Origin of the sequence: Sphingomonas suaedae, assembly GCF_007833215.1 — a bacterium.
Taxonomy (GTDB): Bacteria; Pseudomonadota; Alphaproteobacteria; order Sphingomonadales; family Sphingomonadaceae; genus Sphingomonas; species Sphingomonas suaedae.
On sequence record NZ_CP042239.1, the window covers coordinates 166,375 to 191,890 of the forward strand.

22 protein-coding genes, 1 tRNA gene and 2 pseudogenes are annotated in these 25,516 nt (G+C 62.4%); 16 read left to right on the forward strand and 9 right to left on the reverse strand.

Annotation, left to right across the window (positions count from 1 at the left end; all coding sequences use genetic code 11):
- Positions 1-54 precede the first annotated feature (54 nt).
- The 4 genes from FPZ54_RS00755 to FPZ54_RS00770 all read left to right on the forward strand — a co-directional run bounded on the left by FPZ54_RS00755 (position 55) and on the right by FPZ54_RS00770 (position 4,479).
- On the forward strand, positions 55-1,239 hold the full coding sequence (locus tag FPZ54_RS00755; RefSeq protein WP_145844252.1) for a hypothetical protein: 1,185 nt from the start codon (positions 55-57) through the stop codon (positions 1,237-1,239).
- Positions 1,240-1,324: 85 nt separating this feature from the next.
- The gene (locus FPZ54_RS00760; protein WP_222428336.1) at positions 1,325-2,002 is read left to right on the forward strand and encodes a vWA domain-containing protein; all 678 of its coding nucleotides are present in this window, start codon (positions 1,325-1,327) and stop codon (positions 2,000-2,002) included.
- Between the two features lie 9 nt (positions 2,003-2,011).
- Complete coding sequence (locus FPZ54_RS00765) at positions 2,012-2,794, forward strand: PP2C family serine/threonine-protein phosphatase (RefSeq protein WP_145844253.1); 783 nt, start codon at positions 2,012-2,014, stop codon at positions 2,792-2,794.
- A gap of 5 nt (positions 2,795-2,799) precedes the next feature.
- The gene (locus FPZ54_RS00770) at positions 2,800-4,479 is read left to right on the forward strand and encodes a hypothetical protein (RefSeq protein ID WP_145844255.1); all 1,680 of its coding nucleotides are present in this window, start codon (positions 2,800-2,802) and stop codon (positions 4,477-4,479) included.
- Between the two features lie 12 nt (positions 4,480-4,491).
- On the opposite strand, the gene FPZ54_RS00775 is transcribed toward FPZ54_RS00770, so the two are convergent.
- The 6 genes and pseudogenes from FPZ54_RS00775 to FPZ54_RS00795 form a co-directional block, all read right to left on the reverse strand.
- Positions 4,492-4,565 (reverse strand) — tRNA-Gly (locus FPZ54_RS00775).
- 1,154 nt (positions 4,566-5,719) lie between these two features.
- On the reverse strand, positions 5,720-5,944 hold the full coding sequence (locus FPZ54_RS00780) for a hypothetical protein (RefSeq protein ID WP_145844257.1): 225 nt from the start codon (positions 5,942-5,944) through the stop codon (positions 5,720-5,722).
- Between the two features lie 23 nt (positions 5,945-5,967).
- Positions 5,968-7,572 carry an ATP-binding cassette domain-containing protein gene (locus FPZ54_RS00785; RefSeq protein ID WP_239019662.1) on the reverse strand — a complete coding sequence of 535 codons (1,605 nt, stop codon included), beginning with the start codon at positions 7,570-7,572 and terminating at the stop codon, positions 5,968-5,970.
- Between the two features lie 165 nt (positions 7,573-7,737).
- A pseudogene (locus tag FPZ54_RS20420) lies at positions 7,738-8,148 on the reverse strand (cysteine peptidase family C39 domain-containing protein); the annotation flags it as partial.
- A 622-nt stretch (positions 8,149-8,770) separates the two neighbouring features.
- Entirely contained in the window at positions 8,771-9,028 is a 258-nt protein-coding gene (locus FPZ54_RS00790; protein WP_145844261.1) for a hypothetical protein, read from the reverse strand.
- Positions 9,029-9,066: 38 nt separating this feature from the next.
- Positions 9,067-10,140, reverse strand: a complete 1,074-nt coding sequence (locus FPZ54_RS00795) for a radical SAM protein (RefSeq protein WP_145844263.1) — start codon at positions 10,138-10,140, stop codon at positions 9,067-9,069.
- A gap of 280 nt (positions 10,141-10,420) precedes the next feature.
- Between FPZ54_RS00795 and FPZ54_RS00800 the strand changes: the two genes are divergently transcribed.
- Complete coding sequence (locus tag FPZ54_RS00800; protein WP_145844266.1) at positions 10,421-12,511, forward strand: TonB-dependent receptor; 2,091 nt, start codon at positions 10,421-10,423, stop codon at positions 12,509-12,511.
- Between the two features lie 74 nt (positions 12,512-12,585).
- Here the strand turns inward: FPZ54_RS00800 and FPZ54_RS00805 are convergent, their stop codons facing one another.
- The 3 genes from FPZ54_RS00805 to FPZ54_RS00815 all read right to left on the reverse strand — a co-directional run bounded on the left by FPZ54_RS00805 (position 12,586) and on the right by FPZ54_RS00815 (position 14,682).
- On the reverse strand, positions 12,586-12,867 hold the full coding sequence (locus FPZ54_RS00805) for a hypothetical protein (RefSeq protein WP_145844268.1): 282 nt from the start codon (positions 12,865-12,867) through the stop codon (positions 12,586-12,588).
- The gene (locus FPZ54_RS00810; protein WP_186456858.1) at positions 12,851-13,114 is read right to left on the reverse strand and encodes an Arm DNA-binding domain-containing protein; all 264 of its coding nucleotides are present in this window, start codon (positions 13,112-13,114) and stop codon (positions 12,851-12,853) included. Before FPZ54_RS00810 ends, FPZ54_RS00805 begins: the two co-directional genes overlap by 17 nt.
- A gap of 230 nt (positions 13,115-13,344) precedes the next feature.
- Complete coding sequence (locus FPZ54_RS00815) at positions 13,345-14,682, reverse strand: MFS transporter (protein ID WP_145844271.1); 1,338 nt, start codon at positions 14,680-14,682, stop codon at positions 13,345-13,347.
- Positions 14,683-14,844: 162 nt separating this feature from the next.
- On the opposite strand from FPZ54_RS00815, the gene cyoA reads away from it, so the two are divergent.
- The 11 genes and pseudogenes from cyoA (at position 14,845) to FPZ54_RS00870 (ending at position 25,410) form a co-directional block, all read left to right on the forward strand.
- Positions 14,845-16,029 carry a ubiquinol oxidase subunit II gene (cyoA, locus tag FPZ54_RS00820; protein WP_145844273.1) on the forward strand — a complete coding sequence of 395 codons (1,185 nt, stop codon included), beginning with the start codon at positions 14,845-14,847 and terminating at the stop codon, positions 16,027-16,029.
- A 5-nt stretch (positions 16,030-16,034) separates the two neighbouring features.
- Positions 16,035-18,053 (forward strand): cytochrome o ubiquinol oxidase subunit I, encoded by a 2,019-nt coding sequence (cyoB, locus tag FPZ54_RS00825; RefSeq protein ID WP_239019663.1) that lies wholly within the window; start codon positions 16,035-16,037, stop codon positions 18,051-18,053.
- Between the two features lie 2 nt (positions 18,054-18,055).
- Entirely contained in the window at positions 18,056-18,682 is a 627-nt protein-coding gene (gene cyoC / locus FPZ54_RS00830) for a cytochrome o ubiquinol oxidase subunit III (protein WP_145844274.1), read from the forward strand.
- Positions 18,682-19,050, forward strand: coding sequence for a cytochrome o ubiquinol oxidase subunit IV (gene cyoD, locus FPZ54_RS00835; RefSeq protein ID WP_145844276.1), 369 nt, complete (start codon positions 18,682-18,684; stop codon positions 19,048-19,050). The genes cyoC and cyoD overlap by 1 nt, the downstream gene beginning before the upstream one ends.
- Positions 19,047-19,748 (forward strand): SURF1 family protein, encoded by a 702-nt coding sequence (locus tag FPZ54_RS00840; protein ID WP_145844278.1) that lies wholly within the window; start codon positions 19,047-19,049, stop codon positions 19,746-19,748. Before cyoD ends, FPZ54_RS00840 begins: the two co-directional genes overlap by 4 nt.
- A complete protein-coding gene (locus FPZ54_RS00845; protein ID WP_239019664.1) occupies positions 19,745-21,046 on the forward strand; it encodes an ATP-binding protein in 1,302 nt (433 codons plus the stop codon). The genes FPZ54_RS00840 and FPZ54_RS00845 overlap by 4 nt, the downstream gene beginning before the upstream one ends.
- Positions 21,043-21,576, forward strand: a complete 534-nt coding sequence (locus FPZ54_RS00850; protein ID WP_145844281.1) for a response regulator transcription factor — start codon at positions 21,043-21,045, stop codon at positions 21,574-21,576. Before FPZ54_RS00845 ends, FPZ54_RS00850 begins: the two co-directional genes overlap by 4 nt.
- A 58-nt stretch (positions 21,577-21,634) precedes the next feature.
- On the forward strand, positions 21,635-22,471 hold the full coding sequence (locus FPZ54_RS00855; protein ID WP_145844283.1) for an HpcH/HpaI aldolase/citrate lyase family protein: 837 nt from the start codon (positions 21,635-21,637) through the stop codon (positions 22,469-22,471).
- Positions 22,468-23,577: an 8-amino-7-oxononanoate synthase gene (locus tag FPZ54_RS00860; RefSeq protein ID WP_145844284.1), complete on the forward strand. Its 1,110-nt coding sequence runs from the start codon at positions 22,468-22,470 to the stop codon at positions 23,575-23,577. The genes FPZ54_RS00855 and FPZ54_RS00860 overlap by 4 nt, the downstream gene beginning before the upstream one ends.
- Positions 23,574-24,172: pseudogene (bioD, locus tag FPZ54_RS00865) on the forward strand (dethiobiotin synthase). Before FPZ54_RS00860 ends, bioD begins: the two are co-directional and overlap by 4 nt.
- Positions 24,169-25,410: an adenosylmethionine--8-amino-7-oxononanoate transaminase gene (locus FPZ54_RS00870; protein ID WP_145844285.1), complete on the forward strand. Its 1,242-nt coding sequence runs from the start codon at positions 24,169-24,171 to the stop codon at positions 25,408-25,410. Before bioD ends, FPZ54_RS00870 begins: the two are co-directional and overlap by 4 nt.
- Positions 25,411-25,516: the final 106 nt, after the last annotated feature.

Below are 25,516 nucleotides of genomic sequence, written 5' to 3' on the forward strand. Positions count from 1 at the left end.
GCTTGACCGGGGGCGGCTGACGGGCGAGGCTGCGCAGTGCAATTGGAGACAGATGTGACCGCGTACCTCATCTCGCTGATCGCCGCGCTCGCGGCCGCGCCGGTCCAGGACAAGCCTGCGCCGGACGATACTCCCACGATCGTCATCACCGGACAGGTCGACAGTGCCCGGCGCGACTACGAAGCGTGCCTGGCGCGCAAATGTCCGCCGCTTCAGGATATGGCTGCCTCGCTCCGCTATGCCGAGGCGCTGTTCGTCGAGGGCGCATATCAGGATGCGCGCGGCGTGCTCCGCGGTGCCACGGGGCGCAATCGTCGTCATGCGGAGGCGCATCCGCGGGAAGTGTCGGCACTCTATCGCGCCGCATCGCGCATTGCCGCGCATCTGGGCGAAGGCAAGGAATATGAGCGCCGCGCGCACGGCATGGTCCGCGCGCTCAAGGCCGGATTGCCCGCCGAGGCGCCCGAAGTCCTGCTCGCCCAGATCGAGGTCGCGCGGACCCAGACCAGCCTTGGCAATATTCCGGCCGCAATCACGGTGCTGGAGGCGGCGCATGACGCGGCCGAGCGGTCGGGGCAGAAAGCCGTACAGGGGATCGCGGCAGTACGGCTCGCTGCGCTCGTGCATCTTCGCGGAGGGCGCGGCGATGCGCGGCGGCTGCTCGCGCCGCTGCTCGAATGGGACGAACCGGCGATGGCCCAGATCCGGCTGGCCGCGCGCATCCTGTCCGCGCGGTTCGACCGGGCCGAGGGCAAGCCCGACAATGTCGATGCGCTGATCGCGACGTTGCGGACCCAGCCGGGCCAGGCGCCGATGCTGTTGAAGATGGAGCCGCTCACCATCGACTGGTACGATCCGCGCGGCGGCGCCCGGCAGGGAATTGGCGAGACCACCACGGTCCGCGCCGAACATTGGAACGAGCCGAAGGTCGATAAACGCTGGGCGGATATCGGCTTCTGGGTTCGTCCCGATGGCAGCGTCGACGATATCGAAGTGCTGCGCGACAGCAATGCGTCGAAGGACTGGATCGATCCGGTCGTCGCGCAGATCAAGAGCCGCGTCTATGCGAAGTCCAGCGCGGCAGACGGGCCGGGCATGTACCGCGTGGAGCGTTTCACCCTTACCGCGCTGTGGGGCACGGTGACAGGCACCCATCGTCGCGTTCGGGAACCCCGCTTCCGGGTCGAACGGCTCGATATGACCACAGAACCCGCACCAACCGGGGATTCGAGCGGGTAGGTGCCCGCTTGCCCGGGGCGGTCAATCCGGTCATAGCTTCCAGACAGTGATTTCCGCCGTTTCGGCGCCCAACGCGGAGGACCGAGTGACCCTGATCCCCGACGTCGCACTGGCGGACAATACCAGCCAGCGATTGCCCTGCGTCGTGATCCTGGACGGCTCGTCGTCGATGGCGGAGGGTGGCGCGATCGATGCGCTGAACGAGGGGCTCCGGCTGCTCGAATCCGATCTGAAGGCCGATGATGTCGCGCGGCAGCGCGTCCGCATCCTCGTGCTGCGGATCGGCGCCCCCAACGATGTTCAGGTCGTGACCGACTGGGTCGATGCGATCGATTTCGAAGCGCCGGAGATCGAGGCGAACGGCACCACCCCGCTCGGCCTCGGCGTGCATCGCGCGCTTGAGGAGATCGAGGCGGAGAAGGAACGGTATCGCGACAACGGCATCCCCTATAACCGGCCCTGGCTGTTCATCCTGACCGATGGCGAGCCGACGGACCTGGGCTGGGAACGCGCCGCCGCCGAATGCCGTGCCGCCGAAGAGGCAGGGCGGGTCAGTGTGTTCGGTGTCGGCGTCGGAGATGCCGGTCTGGACAAGCTCGCACGCTTCTCGACGCGCCAGCCGTTGCGGCTCAAGGGCCTCGCCTTTCGCGAATTTTTCCTCTGGCTCAGCCGCAGCGCGCGGGTGGGATCGCAGGCGGCGCCGTCAGATGCGATCCAGATGGCGCCCCCGTCCGATTGGGCGGTGGTCCCGGGACGGAGCTGAGCGGGTCCTATGAAACCGCACTGGCGCTTTGTCGGAACGTCAGTTGCCGGGCCCAGCCATGCCGCAGCGGGTCAGCCGTGTCAGGACAGCCATCGGGTCAAGACCACCCCCAACGGCGCGCTGATCGCGGTGGTGTCCGACGGGGCGGGGTCGGCGCTTTACGGTGGCGAGGGCGCGGCGACGATTTGCGAGCGCGTGATCGCGCATCTCGAACCCGCGCTGGACTGGGGAATGATGTGCCGCAGCCCGTTCGGACAGCTGGCGGCCGCGTGCCGGGCGGTACGCGACGCGGTGATCGACGCGCGGATGCATCTCGCCATGGCCGCGCAGGATAGCGGCGTGGGGATCAACCATTTTCACGCGACGCTGGTCGGGGTCGCGCTGGTGCCGGGGCAGGGGGGATTGTCCTTTCATATCGGCGACGGCGCCGCGCTCGCGCTCGCCGATGACTGGCGCTGGCGGCTGTCGGCTCCGGCAAACGGCGAATATGCCGACACCACCTATTTCTTCACCGAGCCCGATTGGCGCTCCCGTCTGCGCTTTGCGCGGATTGAGCCGGGGTTCGAAACCATATTCGTGATGACCGATGGCGTCACCGACATCGCGCTCCAGCAGCGCGGCGGCGCGAGCGAACCGCATCGGCCCTTTTTCGAGCCGATCGCGCGGTTCCTGGCGGATGCCAGCGTCGAAGATGGCGAGCGCGCGCTGCACGCGACGCTCGACAGCCCGGCGGTTCGCAGCCGCACCACCGACGACAAGACGCTGGTCTGGGCCAGTATGCGCGCGGGATGAGCGGGGTGGCCTACTTCATCGGGCGCGAGCCCGGCGCGGCCCGCATCCGGCTGGGGGAGAGGCTGGGCGAGGGCGCCGCAGGCGCGGTCCATACGGTACGCGGACAAAAGGGCGTCGCCGCCAAACTCTATCACCCGGGCAAGGGTCTCGACGCGCTGGAGCGCAAGATCGACGCGATGCTCGCGCGACCTCCCAAGCTGCCCCCGGTGGAGCATGAGGGGGTCGCCTATCCGCAGATCGCCTGGCCACAGGGGAAACTCTATGACGGACAGGGCAAGTTCGTCGGTTTCCTGATGCCGGAGATCGACTTTTCGCGCTCCACCAGCCTGGTGAACCTGCTCCAGCGGTCCAGCCGCCGTGCGGAGAAGCTGTCCGACTATTATGGCTATCGGGTCCTGGTCGCCCGCAATCTCGCATCGGTATTCGCGCAACTGCATGGCGCGGGGCATCACATGATCGACATGAAGCCCGCCAATCTGCGCTTCTATCCCGCGCTCAGCTGGATGGCGGTCGTCGATGCCGACGGGTTCAGCATCGCGGGCCGCAATCGCCGCCTGCCCGCCGATCAGGTCAGCGACGAATATATCGCCCCGGAAAGCTGGCGGCGACAACCGGCCGAACTGGGCGAGCCGCAGGACCTGTTCGGCCTGGCGGTCATCATCTTTCAACTGCTGAACAACGGAATGCACCCGTTTGCGGGCAGCGGCGATGCCGGGCAGGCCAGCGATCTGCAAAGCCGGGTCCTGGCGGGCCTGTATGGCTACGGCCTCACAAAGATCGACGGCGCACGTCCCGGCGCGGCGAGCATTCACAAGACCTTTCGCCGGTCGACCCGAATGTTGTTTGATCGCGCCTTTACCACGACCGACGATCGTCCGACCGCTGCGGAATGGCGCGACCATCTCGACGGGCTGGTCGGGATGCTGATCCCGTGCGAGGCAAAGCCGCTGGAACATGCGCATTTCGGGTCGGGGTGCGGCTTTTGCGCGCATGAGGCGCGGTTGCAGTCCGCAGCACAGGTGCATCGCGAGCGGGAGCAGAGGCGTGCCCGTCGCGCCAGCGCACAGGCACGCGCCCGTCGCCCGGTGCCGCTTCACGGTTCGGGCGTCCCCGGGGTGCCCTGGCCCGGCACGATCGCACAATCACGGCGGGCGAATGCAGTGCCGCTATGGCAGTCGCGACCGGGCCTTGCCGGCACGGCCGGGTCCCGGCCCGGATCGCGCACGGCGGCGCTGGTCGCAATCCTGCTGCCGCTGCTCGCCCTGGGCGGGGCGATTGGCGGCGCGGCAAGTTTCTCGCGACAAGACCAGCGGACGGAAACCGATTTGTGGAACGCCGCCTTCATCGTCGATGCGCGGTCCATGAAGGACGTGGATAGCGACCCGGCATCCATGGAGGAAACCGCCAACGACGCCGGCTCCGGGCCATGCGCGTCGCTATCCGGCTGGATCGAGAAACGCCTGTGCGAACGCCCGCAGCTGGCGGCGGCGGAACGGCAGGTCACGGCGCAATTCGAACGCACCGCCGCGCGTCACAGCGGCTGGGCGCGCCAGGCCCTCACCGACGAACATCTGCGCTGGCTCGAACGCCAGGGCCGCTGCGTGCTGATGCCGGATCCTGACCCCTGTCTTGCGGAAAGCTATGCGGACCGCCTCGCTGCACTGGAGAAGCGCGACGCCAGTTGAGGGGAGAGGGACTGGAGCGGGTGAAGGGAATCGAACCCTCGTCGTGAGCTTGGGAAGCTCCTGCTCTACCATTGAGCTACACCCGCAATCTCAGTGCCTTAGCTGCCCTTCGGGTCCGATTTGGCTCTTTTCTGGCTCCGAAACCCCGAAGTTTCTATCTATCGGCGCGCGCCCGTTAGCAAGGCATTTTTGGATGCTGCATAGCTATCATGAAAATTAAAGCCCCCAGCTTTGGCTGGGGGCAGGATCATTCATTCGCAGCTCGTAGCCTCGTAACCGAACGCTCGTTGCTAATCCGGCTTCCAGCTGTCGCGCGGCTAAGCAGACTTACGCACAGCATGTTGAGACTCACGCCTTGGATATCTGCAAGCCACATGAGGCGGTGGTGCTCAGGGCGCAAATATGCCGCGACAACGCAGCATGATTTCGCCTTTTCACGCCTCATCAAATGTGCGGGATGCGGGGCGGTCCCTGATCGGTGAGCGGCAAAAGGGCCACGTCTACTCCCGCTGCCATTCCGTCCCGTGTCGCGGCACATCGCTTGGCGAGCTCCAGATACAGGCCGAACTTCGAACCCTTCTCTCGTTGCTGACCTTGGACGACGGGGAGATTGGGGACTTGAGGGACTTATATGAGCATTCCCGCAAAGGAGATCGTGCGGAACGTGCTGCTGCGGTCGCGCAGGCCAAGCGTGCGCTCGGGCGCTGCAACGATCTACTGCTACGCCTGACCGACGCCTTCTTGGATGGGACCGTCGAACCGGAGTTGTTCGAGAGGCGGAAAGCCAAGCTCCTCGCGGAGCGGCGTGACCAGATGACCTGATCGAAGCCCCATCTGCTGAGGGAGAAACGCTGACCGTACTCAAAAAGGTCGAACTCGGAAGAATGGCTTTGCACAAGGCTGAAATGGGGAACGGAGAGAAAACGCGCGAAGCGGTCTCAATGGTGATGTCGAACCTTGTTGCGCAGAGAAAGCAGCTAGGGTTTGCGCTGCTATTTCCTTTCGACCGCCTCCTCGAAGAGCGGATTTGTTCGCATGGTGCTCCGTATCGGGCTGAACCTCGAACCACTACCACTTACTTTCGAACTTCCTGCCTCGCTCAAGTGATCGCGCCAAAGACAGCCGGGAGCTTCAAACAATTTCTGGCACAGATTGCAAACAGCCGCAGTTCGCACTGACTCAAAAGCGATAACCCGCGCGAGGTGGGTTCGGGTCACTCGTTTTTCCGGCCGGACGAATCCTAGTGAGATGTTTTAAAGTATCGCGATCCAACCTCTTTCACTACTTTTTCAAATTGCGTACGAGCGCTATACATTTCGTCGAGAATTTCCTTCTCTAGATCGTCCCGCAATGCTTCTGGCGCGTCCGGGACGCGAGCCAACCTTTCATTTGCAGCTGCTAAACGCCTGCGATACGCGTCAGCAGCATCCTGCATGTCACTGTAGGCTTGCTCGGGGAAAGCCATCACGTCCTCCATGTATCGATCTATCACTTTCCGGGAGCGCACGCCACGTCTGCAGTGTCGGTATCGAATTCAGACACTCCGGGATTTGGTGTGATGCTCTGGCTTTCAATCGATCCGTCCTCCCGCATAACGTACGTGCGATCCGCGTGCTTCCACACCTCAGGTCGATGCGAGATAACAACGAGCGTACGAGAGGCGCGCTTGATACGGTTCAAAATCCTATCTTCCATATCGACACTTAAACTCGCCGTCGCTTCATCCAAAACAAGTATTTTGGGATCACCAATGATTGCCCGGGCTAGCAGGATTCTCTGTCTCTGCCCCCCCGACATGCCGACAGTTTTCTCTGAGACCGGGGTGAGAATACCCATCGGCAAACTTTTTACAAACTCCTGCAGCTCAACTAATTGTAGCGCCTCACCAATGTCCTCATCACTCAAATTATTTCTATAAAAAACTATATTATCGCGAATGGAGCCTGAAATAAGTCGATCGCTCTGCAACACGGCATCCATTCCAATCGCTGATCCCGTAAATGGCTGCCCATCAACTGTTATCACTCCAGAGTTTGGGCGGTGTAGACCAACTAGTATCTTGGCTAGGGTAGACTTGCCACTTCCCGACGCACCGCGAATTAAAACGCACTGACCGGGCTCCGCATCAAGAGAAATCCTATCTAAGATTACACGATCGAGGCTACCGTATGAAAATGAAACTGAATTGAGAGAAATGAAACCCTTGTCCACAGACACTGTCGCCGGAGGGTCGCTCGGAGCATGTGGAATAAGGTCCAGACAGCGCAAGACATGTGTCCGCGCTTCACGTTGTTGAAACTTTAAGTGTATTAGGCTCCCAACGGAACTAGTGAAAAGATCTTTATAGACGCCGAGCGCTACAAAGGCGCCTATCGTGTACCTACCCTCCCCCATTAACGCTGCGGCCCAAGATACGAAGATCAAAGTCTCTGCGGATTTGAGTAAGTTGGTAGTGGCGGCCTTCCAGCCACGAATAACTTGACCTTTGCCCTCGGCCAATGTGGCGCTCTTGCTCAATGCTACAAAGCGGGCCTTGGCTCGCGCAGGCGAGGCTGACCGGCGAATTGTTGGAATTTGAGCGAGCGTTTCCATTAGAAAGTTTTCACGACGCTGGCTAGTTTCGACGACAGTCGCAAGGTTTGCACGTTGAAGATCTGAAAACAGTAGGCCGAATAGGCTGATCACCGCTAACGAACATAGGCTAGGTACCGCTAGCCACGGCGATGTAAGAGTGAGGACCAGAACTCCCGCAACGAATGAAACAATCGCTGTGCCGAAGCTGCGATATGCTTCAACTTGGTTGATTAGATATGAATTCATCGCGCGTACCTTACCAGCAATCGCGGTGCTCGAATTATTTTCGAACCACGGCGCCGGCTTAGCAATAATCGCTGCGGCGGCGTGACGAGTTCCAAGACCTAGGAGGGTTTTGCGCGCTTTCCAATCCGTCACCTCCGCGAAGAAGGTAGCGAAGAGGCTGGCGATCGTGATCACTGCATATCCAATAAGGACCTTGTAGCCGAAAGACGCCGCTCCTAGGCTCGCAGAGTTATCGATCAATTGCATCGAAATAAGCGGCAATGCGAGGGCCATGATTTGAGAGACGCCAAAAAGCGTTAGCAGTCGGGAAACGCTCGCACTGCTCATTTTCCAGTGCGCCCCGAGTCGGGGGGCGTGTTGGGTTCGACAGTTCGCGCTGACTTTTGATGGCGCGGATGCATCGACGAGTATTCCGAATCCGTGACTAAGCCTTTTCAGAGACGCGTGAGTCCTAAATGACCATCCTGTCTGAGGATCATAGACGTTGAACCGACTACCACGTCTGCTCTCAAGAACGACATAATGACCCTGCTTTAAAAGAAGAGCTCCAGGTGTTGGATAGCTTTCCGGGCGGGCGGTATCAAAGAATATCACATCAGCCGCGTAGCCAAAGCTCCGAATACCGTCTCGAACCTGCCTGAGATCAAGGCCACGCGATGTAGTACCAAGGCGATTCTTTATCTCTACCAGCGTCGTTGGGCGTCCAAAACGCGCGAGCACTGCAGATATTGCGACATACCCGCAGTCGGCAAGTTCGCTCTGGGGTTCCACCAGGGGACGACGACGAACAGCAGCAAGCGCCCAGGGGATATTGGCAATTGTACTGCCAACTCGCTTTAAGCGAACCATCCGTCGTTACACTTCGTGTCCACCACCGCCACCACCGCCACCGGTGCAGGTCCGAAAGTTCGTAGATCCCGCACAAATGGTGCTATTGGCGCATGCGGTATTTATTGTGAAAGCACACGACGCATTAACGCACGCCGTCGAATTAGTAGAATTATCACACACCATGTTCGCGCCGCCGCTCAGCATAATGTCATATCTTGATACATCCTCAATGTCTGCATCAGTCAGAATTACGCGACCATCGCCATCGAGGCATATCTCAAAATGCATGCTTCAACTCCTATCTCAACCTTCAAAGACGTCGCGCAAGAGCTAATTCTCGTGAGGGCCCCCACCGCCGCCACAGGTGCGATTTTTCGTTCCTGTGCAGTCGAAAGAATTGGTGCATGTAGTGAGATTTGTTGAACCCCCACATGAGAATGTATTAGTGCACTGATGGTTAGTCGTACCCGCGCACGAAAGCGAGTTCGCGCCACCTGCGATAGCCGTCTCAAACTCCCGAACACGCTCAAGATCGCTATCGGAAAGGGTCATTCGCCCCAGAGGATCCAACTGTATCTTCTGAGCGGGATCGCAATCCGGTTGCATCATGCTTCACCTTTCGTGTCATGTCTCTTTTAAATTAGTTTTCATGAGGGCCGCCACCGCCGTCCCGGCATTGGCCGTTCGTTGCACCGCCACATGCGCCTAAGTTGCTGCAAGCTTGATTAGTCGAGGTGGTACAAGAAAGCGTATTAGAGCAGGACCCGTTGGTGCCATGACACGTCATGTTGGTAGTCCCGCCCGCCGTCACGCCTGCGCTGATGGATACGTTTTCGAGAATCGTTTCGTCTTCAATGATGTATCGGCCGAGTTCATCAAGGCGCATCAGTTGCTGCATGTCTATCTCCGCTGTCATGCCACTGCATTTTGAATCAACTACGCGACTGACTCAGCAGAGCGCTGATTGACTAGAGCCTGAGTCATATCGGAGAGCGGGCAAGCCAAGTCCCTCGGTTCCAGGGTTCCCACCCCGCGAACCCAAGGTTGGAGCTTGCTGTTGTCAATGGACAGGCTGCCGTCGGGATTCACTCGTCCGATGGTGTTGCGATCATCATTCAATGCTACGGTACATTTACCGATTCTGCCATCTGCACGGATTAAGAGAGAGTTGGGCTTTGCCGCGTAGCAAATGTAACGCGGCGCGGGCGCTGTACTGCCTGAAGGGCTCTCGCCATTCGCTGAGGCGCAATCGAATTCGCCTCGATTAGCCGCTCTGCGACGCAAATCGGACTCAATCTCCTTAAGCTCCTTCATCGAAACCGGATTCAGGACCGTTTGGCCCCCTTCACCCCCCAAATCCCTAAGATGCTCGAAATCTAGCGAAAACCTGGAGTCGTCACCGAAATTGTCAGCAATTTCCTCAACTAACTTCTCAAGCGACGAGCGATTGTCGCGGCGGACATGTATACGAAGGACGATACTGAATTGCTCAGAAACGTCCCTCATGGCCAATAGGTTTTGCCAAATACGATCGAATGTGGATTTACCGTTCGCCAGTCTTCGCACAACATCGTGTCCCGCGCCCCAACCGTCCAGGGTAATCTGAAACGAACGCTGCTCAAGATGAACCAACTCCGTGAACAAGTCCGGCGAAAGAAGAAACGCGTTTGTGGTCATGCCGCTTATCAGCGAAACCTCGTGTTCATCGCACCGCGCTTTTGCATGGCGCAGAAGCCGAAGGACCACATCCCGTGCGACCAACGGTTCGCCGCCGAACCATTCAATCTTGAGTACTTTGAGAGATTCGACTCTACGATCGATGTAGCGCTCAAGCGATTTAATTGTCGTTTCAGACATTTTACCGATGGCAAAATCTTCGTAGCAGTATGTGCACCGAAAATTGCACTGCTCGGTCGGTAATATGAACAGCTCTTGGATGGCAGGAGTTAGGATTGACGCAATCTGCTGCGCGGGGAACTCATCGTTTCCGAGCGAAAAATTTGCGTTCATACCTGAATTCCCCCTAGCTCGAAACTTGGCCCCCACTCTACATTAAGTAAAAAGTGACAGGGCTAACGGGGGCGGTCAAGTAGATTGTTCCATACGCTTTTAGCCATTATTTGTGGTCTTATAGGTTATGTGCGACTTGCCGATTGGTGTCGCGCCGCCCAGATTTTGCTGGAGGTCCCGTAGGAGGTGCGGTGTTTGGCCAGTTGCTGCGGAGCTTGGTGCTCGGTAAGGTGGATATGATCGCAAAGGGGCGCAGCGTGCATACGGCAAATTGGGGCCCATGAGTGTAGCTGGTTGGTTCCTTCTCGCGAGCCAGCTGGGCGCGACGCCAGAGGCGAACGCGCAGTCGACTGCGCCATCTCAGAGTGCGCCCGGGCCCGACGATAGCGAGGTTGTAATCGTTGCAACTAGTGGGGATCAGGTACTTATTGATCGTAATGTGTACGAAATCAGAGATACACCTAGTACTCAGACGAAGGCCGTCATTGAAATTCTCAGGATGTTACCCTCCGTATCCGTTGATGCGGGAGGACGCCTACAACTCCTCGGCGACAATAACGTACGGGTGCTGGTTGATGGGCGCCCGCCGCCAGGCGGTATCGGATATATACGTACACTGCAGGCGAGTCAGATTTCCCGCATCGAAATTATTACCAATCCCTCTGCTCAATTTTCGTCGGAAGGAACGGCGGGAGTTATCAATATCATTACCCGGAAGTCCTTTGGTCGAGGGCTGAAGGGGGCTACAAACGTCTCTGGGAGCTCGCTCGGAGGATATGGGGCTCGGCTGTCTGCGACTTGGGGCGATAGCCTCTGGTCGATATCCGGATCGCTCGTTGCTAGTCACGGGGTCGAAAAGGCCAGCCGTAGTCTCGAACGCACGCCTCGCGATGGGGTGTCTGGTCCGGCGGTTGATCGAGCAGAGATTGAAACGACTCGTTACAATCAGGATCTGATAAGTGCGCGATCATCCATTCAGCGGAAGTTCGGAGTTGGCAAGAGTCTCACTCTCGCAGCAACTATATCTCATACCGCAAACAACAGTGCGGGCCGTGCCGATATATCGTCGAATCAAAATTCCTTTATCCCGTTCGTTCAGTTCACGAGCGGGGCTGGAACCGCGCGCAGTACTCAACTCGACCTGACCTATAGCGCGGCTGGCCGCGAACCAGGCGAAAGCTTGAACGTGTCGATCTCGTACGGCATGAATGTTTTGGACGCCGAAACGATCTTCCAAGACCGGCGCCTCATCGATGGACGCGATTTTTTTCGCGCACAGAGCGCCAGTTACAGAACTGGCGTCGCGAAAGTGGATTACACGCGTCCAGTTCTATCAAAGGGAGTCTTGTCCGCGGGAGCTGAAGCGTCCCTTAATCATGGGACGATGGGAGCGGCTGCGTTCGGGGAATCCTTTACCGCCCCGGCCCGATCCGTGACATCTGAGGTCGCTGCCGATTGGTCAGATGTTGCGGGTTACCTCACGTACCAACATACCTTGAAGAAGTGGAAGGTGCTGTTGGGATTGCGCCTTCAGCATCGCGCCTACTATTTTCACGCGCCGCAAAACGGAGCTAATGGCGTTTTTGTTGCGCCGAGTCTGCATGTGGAGCGGGAGATCGGTTCGAAAATTTCGGTTCGTGGAAGCTACACGCGCCGAGTCGATTGGCCGGAATACAACTACCTCAGCCCCGCCATTCAACTTTCTAGCTCAGTCACAGGTCGGATTGGGAATCCCGATCTCGAACCGGTGATCACCAGCGCCTACGAATTGAAGGCTTCCCTAACGGCAGGGCGGCAGATTATCGATGTGACGGGATATAGTAGGCAGGGTAGCGGCGTCTGGTCTGACATTTCAACGCTAGGCGCCGATGGTATTATACTTTCTCGTCGTGTAAACGCCGGCACGCAACAGCGCTATGGCGGGGAAGTTTCGCTCCGCGGACCCATCTCGAAGAAACTGAAATATACCGTAACCATCGATGCAGCAAGTGAATCTCGGGAACGCTTTGATTTAAATGCGCTCGTAAGACGTAATGCAATTTTCACATATGGCTCCAATATACAGATTGAATACGCTGACAAAGATTCAAATCGCGCTGGATTTGATCAAATATCGTTAGGCATGTCTCTTGTGGGTCCCCAGGGAGATCTTCAATCTAGGGCCGATGCATTTACGTCAGGATATATTACTTGGACGCGAAACATCTCAGATAGATTGTCAATGACATTTCATGTCAATAATCCCATTGGCCGTTCTAGGTACTATCTGAAATCAAGCTCAGCAGATTATTATGAAAGGCAATATGGATCATCGTTTGCTCCGACTTTTAGATTAACTATAGGCTATCGTATTGAGCCTAGTAAAAAGTAGATCATCTAATGAAAGCCGCGCCGGGCAAGGCTCACGCCTCAAAAATTCGAGTAGCCTCAGAGAGCTTCACTTGCCTAGCTGAGCGAAGGAATGTGGCGGTGCGGGGAGCGGGTGCACCACGTGAAGAAGGTCCGCTCCACCCGATAGACGTGAAGCTGCATGCTCGGCGTCGACGCGAGTTTGTCGAGCACGCGACGGATGTCGCCGTCAGTAATCTCCGCGACCTGCTTGTGCTCGATTCTCCCCAAGTGCTTCTTGAGGATGAGTTCGACCTTGTGCGCCCAGCTGTTCGTTGAGGCGGGGTCGTAGTGATTGGTGAGGAACTCGTCGCGGGCGTCCTTAACGGTTTTGCTCACTGGCTTCGGATCGCTTGTGGGGGCGGCAAGGAGCCGCTTCGCTTCTGCTCGCGTCCGCGAGCGACATGTCGCCATACTTGCCGGTCGAGATGCGCTCGCGGGTGCGCCCGCGCATCACGGTCCATGTTTTTGATCGTTTGCCGACCCGGACGCCGAAACCGGGCGTCGTCGTGTCCCAGTAGGTGGCGTGCTTATCCGAGCCTTTGAGCGCCTTGACCGACAAGTCCGTCAGATGAAGATTTGGCACGTTCTGGCTCCGATTTGTCTCCGCAATGTGAGGCGTAGGAGCGAGAAAGAATGTGCCAGATGAGAAGGTTAAATGCACGTAAGTTTTTGACTTACTTGCATTTTGAGAAGCTATGAGAAAGCTTGCTCAGCTGTGCAGAATGCTTGGGAAGCTCCTGCTCTACTATTGAGCTACACCCGCGAGGCGCGCTGAAATCCCGCATTCGCGCCGGATGTCAAGCGCTCTCCGGTTCAGTCGATCGTTCGTGCCAGTTCGCGGTTGAGCCACAGGGCGACGAGCGTGCCGACCGCGCCCGACAGCAGATAGGCGCCCGCCGCGAGCAGTCCGAACTCCGCCGACAGCCACAAGGCTGCGAGCGGCGCGAAGCCGGCGCCGAACAGCCAGGCCAGGTCCGATGTCAGCGCGGAGCCGGTATAGCGGTGGCGCTGGTGGAAATTGGCCGACAATGCGCCGGAGGACTGGCCGAAGGACAGGCCGAGCAGCACGAAGCCGAGCAGCATGAACGCGGCCTCGCCCGTCTCGCCCATCTCCAGCAATTGCGGGGCGAAGCCGCTGAACGCCGCGATCGCTGCGGCGGTGGCGGCGAGAACGGTGCGGCGACCGACCCGGTCGGCGAGATAGCCCGACGCCACGATCGCGCCGACGCCCAGTGCCGCCGCAACCGCCTCGATCAACAGGAAGCGAACCGGTGATTCCTCGGTGAACAGGAACACCCACGACAGTGGGAAGACGGTAACCATGTGGAACATCGCGAAGCTCGCCAGCGGAGCGAAGGCGCCGATCAGGATCACCCGCCATTCGGAACGGACGGTCTCGAGCAGCGGCGCGGGTTGAAGTTCGCGATTCTCGAACAGGCGCGCATAATCGGGCGTCACCACGATGCGGAGCCGCGCGAACAGCGCCACGACGTTGATCGCGAACGCGACGAAAAAGGGGTAACGCCAGCCCCAGGCGAGGAAGTCCTGCGCGGGCAGCACCGCGATCAGGAACATGAAGAGCAGGCTGGCGACGATCAGGCCGAGCGGCGCCCCCAGCTGCGGGATCATCGCATACCAGCCGCGCTTCCCCTCGGGCGCATTGAGCGCGAGCAGCGAGGCGAGCCCGTCCCACGATCCGCCGAGCGCGACGCCCTGGCCCATGCGGAACAAGGCCAGCAGCAGCGCCGAGGAAATGCCGATCGATTCATAGCCGGGCAGGAAAGCGATGGCGGCGGTCGATCCGCCGAGCAGGAACAGCGCGATGGTGAGTTTCGCACCCCGGCCATAGGCACGGTCGATCGCGGTGAAGATCAGCGTCCCGACCGGCCGCGCCATGAACGCGAGTGCGAAGATCGCGAACGACCAGAGCGTACCCTGCAGCGGGTCGAGGTGCGGAAATACCAGCGCCGGGAACACCAGCACGGAGGCGATGGCATAGACGAAGAAGTCGAAGAATTCCGACGTGCGCCCGACGATCACCCCGATCGCGATCTCGCCCGGATCGACGCGATGCCCGTCGCCCGGCCCGTCGGCATTGACCGCGCGGGCGTCGCGTTCGGCTTCGGTCGTGGGGACGGTATCGGCATTCATTCCAGTCTTCCCGCGGACAGGGCGCCAAGGCGGCGCGACTCAGTGGGCAGGGTAAGGCATGGCCTTCCCGGCATAAGAACGCAGTGCGGCATTGATGGGCATCAAGGGATTGGACAAAATGTCCTATGTCCGGCGCAGGGCGGGGGCCCTAGGCCGCGACCCATGGCCCAGACTTCCGCCCGATTCCCTGTTGTTGCACGTGCGCTGACCGCGCTCACCCTGCTCCCGCTGCTCGGTGGATGCGGGATGGTGGTGCTCGATCCGGCGGGCGATGTCGCGCGGCAGCAGGGTAACCTCATCCTCGTCTCGACCGGGCTGATGTTGCTCATCATCCTTCCGGTGATGGCGCTGACGGTGTTCTTCGCCTGGCGCTATCGCGCGTCGAACAAGGAAGCGACCTACAAGCCTGACTGGGATCACTCGACCCAGCTCGAGCTGGTGATCTGGGCCGCGCCGTTGCTCATCATCATCTGCCTTGGCGCCCTGACCTGGGTCGGCACGCATCTGCTCGACCCCTATCGCCCGCTCGCGCGCACCGCGCCGGGCCAGCCGGTCGCCGCCGATGTGAAGCCTCTGGAGGTCCATGTCGTCGCGCTCGACTGGAAATGGCTGTTCATCTACCCCGAACAGGGCATCGCCAGCGTCAACGAACTGGCGGTGCCGGTCAATCGCCCGATCCGCTTCCGCATCGCCTCCTCCTCGGTGATGAACAGCTTCTACGTCCCCGCGCTCGCCGGGCAGATTTATGCGATGCCGGGCATGGAGACCAAGCTGCACGGCGTGTTCGACCAGACCGGCGAGTTTGTCGGCTTTTCCGCCAATTATTCGGGCGCTGGCTTCTCCAATATGCGCTTCGGCGTGAAGAGCCTGGAACCCGCCGCGTTCGACCGCTGGGTCGGCGAAGCGCGTGGCAGCGGAAAGCCGCTCGACCGCGCCACCTATCTCAAGCTCGAACAGCCGAGCGAGAAGGAGCCGGTGCGCCGCTTCGCCCAGGTCGAGCCGAACCTGTTCGAGCGCATCGTCAATCTGTGCGTCGAGCCGGGCAAGATGTGTATGCACGACATGATGACGATCGACGCCAAGGGCGGGCTCGGCCTTGCCGGCGCCTACAATGTCCGCGATCTCGCCTATGACAAGTTCGCCGCGCGCGGGACGCTGCCGCCGGGCGACGATCGCTATGTCGCGGCGGTCTGCACCACGCCGATGGTGCCGGTGAACGCGCCCGAGGCCAAGCCTGTCGATCTCGCCCCGCTGACCGGTGCCGGTCTCTCCCGCGCGCGCCAGTCGGTGCCGCCTGCCCGTACCGCGATGACCGATCCGGTCCCTCCCGTTCTCCCCGAAAGCTGAACCCAGTGTCCGATCCCACCGCGCATCCCGTCCCGTCGGTCGATCCGATCTTCGGCCGCCTGTCGCTCGACGCGATCCCGATTCACGAGCCGATCCTGATCGTCACCTTCGCGGTGGTCGCGATCGGCGGCCTCGCGATGCTCGCTCTGCTGACCAAATACCGCCTGTGGGGCTATCTGTGGAAGGAGTGGTTCACCAGTGTGGATCACAAGAAGATCGGGATCATGTACATGATCCTGGGCCTCGTCATGTTCCTGCGCGGCTTTGCCGATGCGATCATGATGCGGCTGCAACAGGCGATGGCGTTCGGCGGGTCGGAGGGGTATCTCAACGCCCATCACTACGACCAGATCTTCACCGCGCATGGCGTGATCATGATCTTCTTCGTGGCGATGCCGTTCATCACCGGCCTTATGAACTATGTCGTCCCGCTCCAGATCGGCGCGCGCGACGTCAGCTTCCCCTTCCTCAACAATTTCAGCTTCTGGATGACCACTGCGGGCGCGGTCCTGTGCATGATCTCGCTGTTCATCGGCGAGTTCGCGCAGACCGGCTGGCTCGCCTATCCGCCGCTGTCGGGGATCGCCTACAGCCCCAATGTCGGCGTCGATTATTATATCTGGTCGCTGCAGATCGCAGGCGTCGGGACGACCTTGTCCGGCATCAACCTGATCGTCACCATCCTCAAGCTGCGCGCGCCGGGCATGGGACTGATGAAGATGCCGGTCTTCACATGGACCTCGCTGTGCGCCAACATCCTGATCGTCGCCAGCTTCCCGGTGCTGACCGCCGTTCTCGCGCTGCTCGGGCTCGACCGCTATGCCGGCACCAACTTCTTCACGAACGACTTCGGCGGCTCGTCGATGATGTACGTGAACCTCATCTGGATCTGGGGTCATCCTGAGGTCTACATCCTGATCCTGCCGCTGTTCGGCGTGTTCAGCGAAGTCACCTCGACCTTCTCTGGCAAGCGGCTCTTCGGCTACACCTCGATGGTGTACGCGACGGTGGTCATCACCATCCTGAGCTACATCGTCTGGCTCCACCACTTCTTCACCATGGGGTCGGGTGCGAGTGTTAACAGCTTCTTCGGCATCACCACCATGGTGATCTCGATCCCGACGGGGGCGAAGCTCTTCAACTGGCTGTTCACCATGTATCGCGGCCGCATCCGGTTCGAACTGCCGATGATGTGGACCATCGCGTTCATGCTGACCTTCGTCGTCGGCGGGATGACCGGCGTGCTGCTCGCGGTGCCGCCTGCGGACTTCGTGCTGCACAATTCGCTGTTCCTGATCGCGCACTTCCACAACGTCATCATCGGTGGTGTGCTGTTCGGCCTGTTCGCGGCGATCAATTACTGGTGGCCCAAGGCGTTCGGGTTCAAGCTCGACAAGAAATGGGGCCTCGTCTCCTTCTGGTGCTGGGTGGTCGGCTTCTGGCTCGCCTTCATGCCGCTCTACATCCTCGGCCTGATGGGCGTGACGCGGCGGATGCGCGTGTTCGACGATCCCTCGCTGCAGATCTTCTTCATCATCGCCGGGATCGGCGCGGCGGTGATCGCGGTCGGCATCGCTGCGATGCTGGTCCAGTTCGCGGTGAGCATCTGGAAGCGCGAGGAACTCAAGGAGGAAAGCGGCGATCCCTGGGGTGGCCGCACGCTCGAATGGGCGACAAGCTCGCCCCCGCCCGAGTACAACTTCGCCTTCACCCCGCGCATCCACGACCTCGACGCCTGGTACGACATGAAGAGCCGCAATGCCGGTCGTCCGGTCGAGGGCTATCGCGATATCCATATGCCGCGTTCGACCGGGGCAGGGGTGATCCTCGCGGGGATCAGCCTGGTGATGGGCTTTGCGCTGGTGTGGCATATCTGGTGGCTGGTGATCGCGGCGTTCGTCGCGCTGCTCGCGACCGCGATCATCCATACCTTCAACTATGACCGCGACTTCCATATCCCGGCGGCGACCGTCGCCGAGGTGGAAGACGCCCGCACCCGCCAGCTCGCGGCGCTGGGAGCCTGAAGATGACCAGCGCAACCCTGACCGCCGACGACACGCCGCCCGTCTTCTACGAGCTGGACGAGCATCCCCACCCCGAGGGGCACAGCACCATGCTGGGCTTCTGGATCTACCTGATGAGCGATTGCCTCATCTTCGCGATCCTGTTCGCTTGCTATGCCGTGCTCGGCGGCAATTACGCCGCGGGGCCGGGGCCGAAGGACCTGTTCGACCTCAAGCTGATCGCGCTCAACACCGCGATGCTGCTCTTCTCGTCGATCACCTATGGCTTTGCGATGCTGTCGATGCAGTTCGGCAAGGTCCGCGCGACGCAGGGCTGGCTGGCGGTCACCGGGCTGTTCGGCCTCGCCTTTCTCGGGATCGAGCTCTACGAATTCGCGCACCTGATCCATGAAGGCGCGACGCCGCAGCGCAGCGCCTTCCTCTCGGCCTTCTTCACCCTGGTCGGCACCCACGGCCTCCACGTCACCTTCGGCCTCGTCTGGCTGGTGACGCTGATGGTGCAGCTGGGGCGCAAGGGGCTGATCCCCGCCAACCAGCGCCGCGTCGCGTGCCTCGGCATGTTCTGGCACTTCCTCGACGTCATCTGGATCGGCGTCTTCACCATCGTCTATCTCATGGGAATGCTGTGATGAGCGACCCCCACGGTCCTGACGGCCATCACGCCGTCGCCGAGCTGCCGCACGCGACATTGCGCGATTATGTGATCGGTTTCGTCCTGTCGGTGATCCTCACCGCGATTCCCTTCTGGCTGGTGATGGCCATGCCGCTCAGCGCCGGGGTGACCGCTGCGGTGATCATGGGATTCGCCATCGTCCAGATCGTCGTCCACATGGTATTCTTCCTGCACATGACGCCCAAGGCGGAGGGCGGCTGGTCGCTGACCTCGCTGGTGTTCACGATCATCGTGATCTTCATCATGCTCGCCGGGTCGCTGTGGGTGATGCACCACCTCAACACCAACATGATGCCCCAGCATATGGAGCAGCAGGTTCCGTGAAGCCGCGTCGCGCCGTCCTCGCGGCGCTGTTGCTGCTGCTCGCCGCCGGGTTCGTCGCGCTGGGCATCTGGCAGGTCGAGCGCCGGGCGTGGAAGCATGCGCTGATCGACGCGGTCGAAACGCGGAGTATCGCTACGCCGGTTGCGGCGCCGGGGCCGGGCGCCGAGCCGCAAGCCTATCGCCGGGTGCGTGCGACAGGCCGTTTCCTGCATGACCGCGAGACGCTGGTCCGCGCGGTGAGCGAATTGGGCAGCGGCTATTGGGTCATCACCCCGCTCGACACCGGCGCCTTCACCGTCCTCGTCAATCGCGGATTCGTGTCCCAAGATCGGCGTGAGGCGGCAACCCGCGTGGCAGGCAACCCGGCAGGGGAGGTGACCGTCACCGGCCTGCTCCGCATCACAGAGCCGGGCGGCGGCTTTTTGCGAAGCAACGATCCCGCGAACGACCAATGGTATTCACGCGATGTCGCCGCGATCGCCGCCGCGCGGGGCCTGTCGAACGTCGCGCCATACTTTATCGACGCCGATGCAACGCCCAATCCCGGCGGCTATCCGGTCGGCGGCCTCACCGTGCTGCGTTTCCCCGACAATCATCTCGGCTATGCGCTAACCTGGTTCGCGCTCGCCCTGATGTCGGTCGCGGGGGCATGGCTGGTGTTGCGCAATCGCAGCGTTCCGCCCAACAAGGAGGCGTGACCCGGCAGATCATCCTGCCGCCCGCCTTTCAACCGGCGGATGCGGGGCGGCGCAACATGCTGCTGCTCACCCAGCTGCGCTGGCTCGCGGTCGGCGGGCAGCTGGCGACCGTCGCCATGGTCCATTTCGCGCTCGGTATCGATCTGCCGTTGCTCCAGCTGTTGATGTCCACCGCGACGCTCGCCGCGCTCAACATCGCCAGCCATGTGCTGATCGCCAGCGGCACGCGGTTCAGCGATGGCGCGCTCGCCGCCGCCTTGTTGTTCGACGTGGTGGCGCTGACCGTGCAACTCAGCCTCTCGGGCGGCATCACCAATCCCTTCGCGGCGCTGTTCCTGCTTCACATCGTGCTCGGCGCAGTGCTGCTGCGCCCGCCCTATCCCTGGGGCATCGTCGTCGCGACGCTCGCCGCGCTCGGCCTGCTGGCGGTCGATCCGACCCCGCTCGTCCTCCCCGCCAACCTTCCGGTCAGCCCGGCGACGCTCTACCTCACCGGCGGCCTCGTCTGCTTCGTGCTGATCGCGGTGCTGCTGGTGATTTTCATCGGCCAGATCAGCCGCAATCTGCGCACCCATGACGCCGCACTCGCCGCCGTCCGTCAGCGCGCGGCGGAGGAGGACCATATCGTCCGCATGGGCCTGCTCGCATCGGGCGCCGCGCATGAGCTGGGAACGCCGCTGTCGCTGCTCTCGGTCGCGATCGGCGACTGGCGGGCGATGCCGCGCCTCAAGGGCGATGCCGAGCTTCAGGAGGAACTGGCCGAGATGGACGGCGCGGTGCAGCGCTGCAAGGCGATCGTCAGCGGCATATTGCTGTCCGCAGGCGAAGCGCGCGGCGTCGCACCACAGGTGACGACGATGCGCGCCTTTCTCGACGATATCGTCGCCGACTATAGCGCCAGCCTGGTGCCCGGCGCGCTACGCTATGACGACTGCTTCGGCGAGGACATCGCGATCGTATCCGATCCCGCGCTGCGCCAGGTGATCGGCACCGTCATCGACAATGCTGCCGAAGTCTCCCCGCGCGCGATCGCGATTACCGCGCGGCGCGAGGGGGAGGCGCTGGCGCTGGAGATCGCCGATCGTGGCCCCGGCTTCGCACCCGAAATCCTCGACACCTTCGGTCAGCCCTATCGCTCGACCAAGGGGCGGCCCGGCGGCGGGCTGGGCCTGTTCCTGCTCGTCAACGTGCTGCGCAAGCTGGGCGGGGAGGCGAGCGCGGAGAACCGGCTCGACGGCGGTGCGCGGGTGCGCATCCTCCTCCCGCTCGCCGCGCTGGCGATGGAGGGCAGGGGATGAGCGAGACCCGCCTGCTGCTGATCGTCGAGGACGACGCCGCCTTCGCCCGCACGCTCAAACGCTCGTTCGAGCGGCGCGGCTATGCCGTGCTGTGGGCGGCGAACCATGAGGAGCTTGCCGCGCTGCTTGCCGAGCATCGCCCGGACTATGCGGTGGTCGACCTCAAGCTCGGCGGCGCATCGGGCCTCGCCTGCGTCCAGACGCTGCGCACGGGCGATGCCAGGATGAAGATCGTCGTCTTGACTGGGTTCGCCAGCATCGCCACGGCGGTGGAGGCGATCAAGCTCGGCGCCAACCATTACCTCGCCAAACCGTCCAATACCGACGATATCGAAGCCGCCTTCTCACGTGCCGAGGGTGATATCGACGCCCCCGTGGATGGCCGCACCTCGTCGATCAAGACCGTCGAGTGGGAGCATATCCACCAGACGCTGGTGGAAACCGACTTCAACATCTCCGAAGCCGCCCGCCGCCTCGGGATGCATCGTCGCACGCTGGCGCGGAAGCTGGAGAAGCGGCAACTGCGCTGACCCCGCTCTTGCCGATCGCGCCCCGGAACGGCATGGCGCGGCGAGGAGAGGAAAGCCCATGCGACTGCGTTCCCTGTTGTTCGTCCCCGGCGACCGGCCCGACCGGATGGAAAAGGCGCTCGGCACCGGCGCCGACGCGCTGATCCTCGATCTCGAGGATTCGGTGACGCCCGAACGCAAGGACGCGGCGCGTGCGGCCGTCGCGGATTTCCTTGCCAGGCACCATGAGGGGATCGCCCGTTGGGTCCGCATCAACCCGCTCGATTCCGGCATGGCGCAGGACGATCTCGCTGCCGCACGCGGGGCGGACGGCATCGTTCTGCCCAAATCGGCGACCGGCGCCGATGTCGCCGCGCTCGACGCGATGCTTGGCGGGGTCGCCGCGCGCATCCTCCCGATCGCGACCGAAACGCCCGCCGCGATCTTTGGCCTGGGCAGCTATATCGGCTGTTCGCCGCGTCTCGCCGGTATCACCTGGGGCGCGGAGGACCTCCCCGCCGCAATCGGGGCGCAGTCGTCGCGCGAAACCGATGGCAGCTACACCCCGCCCTATGAGATGATCCGCGCGCTCACCCTGTTCGGCGCGCACGCCGCCGGGGTCGCGCCGATCGAGACGGTCTATCCCGATTTCCGCGATCTGGACGGGCTTGCCGCCTATTGCGCCCGCGCGATGCGCGATGGCTTTGCCGGCATGATGGCGATCCATCCGGCGCAGGTAGCGGTGATCAACGCAGCCTTCACCCCGTCCGAACAGGCCGTCGCTCATGCGCGCGCAGTGGTCGCCGCCTTCGCCGCCAACCCCGGCGCGGGCGCGCTGCAACTCGACGGCAAGATGATCGACGCGCCGCATCTCAAGGCGGCGCGCGCCCTGCTCGCCCGCGCGGGAGAGGCATGACGCCGGGCTTTCATCGCGAGGACTTGGACCGGCTGGAGGCGGCGGGGCGGCTCCGCGCGCTGACCCCGCGCGCGGGAATCGACTTCGCATCGAACGATTATCTCGGCCTCGCCAGCGACCCGCGACTGCGCGACGCGGTGACCCACGCGCTGGCACGCGGCGTTTCGGTCGGATCGGGTGGGTCGCGGCTGCTGCGCGGCAACGATCCCGAGATTGCGGCGCTGGAGGCCGACGCGGCGCAGATGTTCGGCGCGGAGGCGTGCCTCCATTTCGCCACCGGCTTCGCGGCCAATGTCGCGTTGCTGGCGACGCTCCCGCAGCCGGGGGACGTCATCGTCCATGACGCCATGATCCATGCCAGTATGCATGATGGCCTGCGCCTGGCCCGCGCGCCATCGGTCGCGGCGGGGCATAATGACGCGCAGGCGGTGGACGATGCGATCCGCACCTGGCGCGCGGACGGCGGCACGGGAACCCCCTGGATCGCGTTCGAGACGCTCTACTCGATGGATGGGGACCGCGCGCCGGTCGCCGATCTCGCGGCGGTCGCGGCGCGGCACGACGCCATGCTGCTGGTGGATGAAGCGCATGCCACCGGCGTCTGGGGAGCCAACGGTCGCGGGCTGGCCGAAGCGCTGGAGGGCGCGGAGAATGTCGTCGCGCTCCACACCTGCGGCAAGGCGCTGGGCTGTCAGGGCGCACTCGTCACCGGCCCGCGCGCGCTGATCGATTTCCTCATCAACCGCGCACGCCCCTTCATCTTCTCCACCGCGCCCTCGCCACTGCTCGCCAGCGCCGTCCGCACCGCGCTGCGCATCGTGCGGGACGAGCCCGAGCGCCGCACTCGCCTCCACGCGCTGATCGCCCATGCCGAAGCCGTGCTCGGCCCGCATGGCGTCACTGTGACTGGAACACAGGTCATGCCGCTGATGATCGGCGAGGACAAGGCAACGATGGCCCGCGCCGCCGCATTGCAGGCCGGTGGCTTCGACGTGCGCGGCATCCGCCCGCCCACCGTCGCCCCCGGCACCGCGCGGCTGCGCATCGCGCTGACGCTCAACGTGACGCCCGACGATATCGATGCGCTGGCGGAGGCACTCGCATGATCGTCGTCACCGGCACCGATACCGGCATCGGCAAGACCGTCGCCGCCGCCGCGCTCGCGCTGCGGCTCGGCGCGAGCTACTGGAAACCGATCCAGGCGGGCCGCAAGAGGAGAGCGACCGCGAGACCGTCGCGCGTCTCGCCGGGGTCGAAACCCACCCGGAAGCCTATTTTCTTGAAACCCCCTGTTCCCCCCACCGCGCCGCCGAGATCGACGGGGTAACGATCGACCCCGCGCGCCTTGCCCCGCCGCCGGGCCGTGTGGTGATCGAGGGGGCAGGGGGCGCGCTCGTCCCGGTCACCCGAGATCTGCTCTACGCCGATCTGTTCGCGCGCTGGGACCGCCCGGTGGTGATCGTCGCGCGCACGGCGCTCGGTACGATCAACCACAGTCTGATGACGATCGAGGTGCTGCGTGCGCGTGGGGTGAAGGTCGCTGGAATCCTGTTCTCGGGCGAGGACGTCGCGGACAGCCAGGCGACGATCTGCGCGATTGGCGGGGTGCCCTTGCTCGGTCGCCTCCCGCATCTCGACCCGCTGACCTCCGACACCCTCCGCGCCGCGGCTGCAACCCTCGATCTCGGGCCGATCGCATGACCTCGCCCGTCTGGCATCCCTTCACCCAGCATGGCCTGGGCGAGCCGGTGCCGCTGGTGACGCGTGCCGAAGGTGCGATCCTCCAAACCGCCGATGGCCGCCGCGTGATCGACGCGATCTCGTCCTGGTGGGTGACGACGCACGGCCATTGCCATCCGCGCATCCTGGCGGCGATCCGCGCACAGGCGGAGAAGCTCGACCAGCTGATCTTCGCCGGCTGGACCCACGAACCCGCCGAAACGCTGGCGCGCGATCTCATCGCGATCATGCCGCCCGCGCTGACCAAAGTCTTTTTCTCCGACAGCGGATCGACCAGCGTCGAGGTCGCGCTCAAAATGGCGCTCGGCCATTTCGCCAATCGCGGTGAGGATCGCAGCCGCATCGTCGTGATGGCGGGCAGCTATCATGGGGACACGATCGGCGGCATGTCGGTCGGCGCGCGCGGCGTGTTCAACAAAAGCTATGCGCCACTGTTGTTCGATGTCGACGTCATCCCCTTTCCCGAACCGGGCGCGGAGCAGGCGACGCTCGACACGCTGGAATCCCTGTGCCGCCAGCGCCCCGCTGCGCTGATCGTCGAGCCGCTGATTTTGGGGGCTGGTGGGATGCGTATCTACCCGGCCGCCGTGCTGCGAATGATGCGCGAGATTTGCGCGGCGCATGGCGTTTTGTTCATCGCGGATGAGGTTATGACCGGCTGGGGCCGCACCGGCACGCTGCTGGCTTGCGAGCAGGCGGACGTGGTTCCGGACCTGTTGTGCCTGTCAAAGGGGCTGACCGGCGGCTCGCTTCCGCTCGCAGTGACCCTTGCGACCGACGAAATTTTCGCCTCGCACCTTTCCGAAGACCGGTCGCGTATGTTCTTCCATTCGTCCAGCTACACCGCCAACCCGATCGCCTGCGCGGCAGCGGTCGCCAATCTTGCGATCTGGCGTGAGGAGCCGGTGCGCGAGCGCATCGCGGATATCGCCCGGCGTCAGGCGGAGCTCAGCGTCCCGCTCGCCGAGAAGGTCAGCAATCTGAGGCAGATCGGAACCATCGTCGCGATGGAGGTCGAGCAACCGGAGGGTAGCTATCTCTCCGCCCTCGGCCCGCGCCTGACGGCGCATTTCCGCGAGCGCAACGTCCTGCTCCGCCCGCTCGGCAACACGCTCTATGTCATGCCGCCTTATTGCATCAGCGACGACGATCTCGCGCGCGTTTACGCGGTGATCGGGGAGGCGATGGAGGGGATGTAGCTAGCCCCAACGCCCGTTTGCCCTGAGCTTGTCGAAGGGCCGCAGCCCACGACCATGCAGTGCAGGAGCGGTGCTCCAACAAGCTCGGCACAAACTAAGAGCGGGA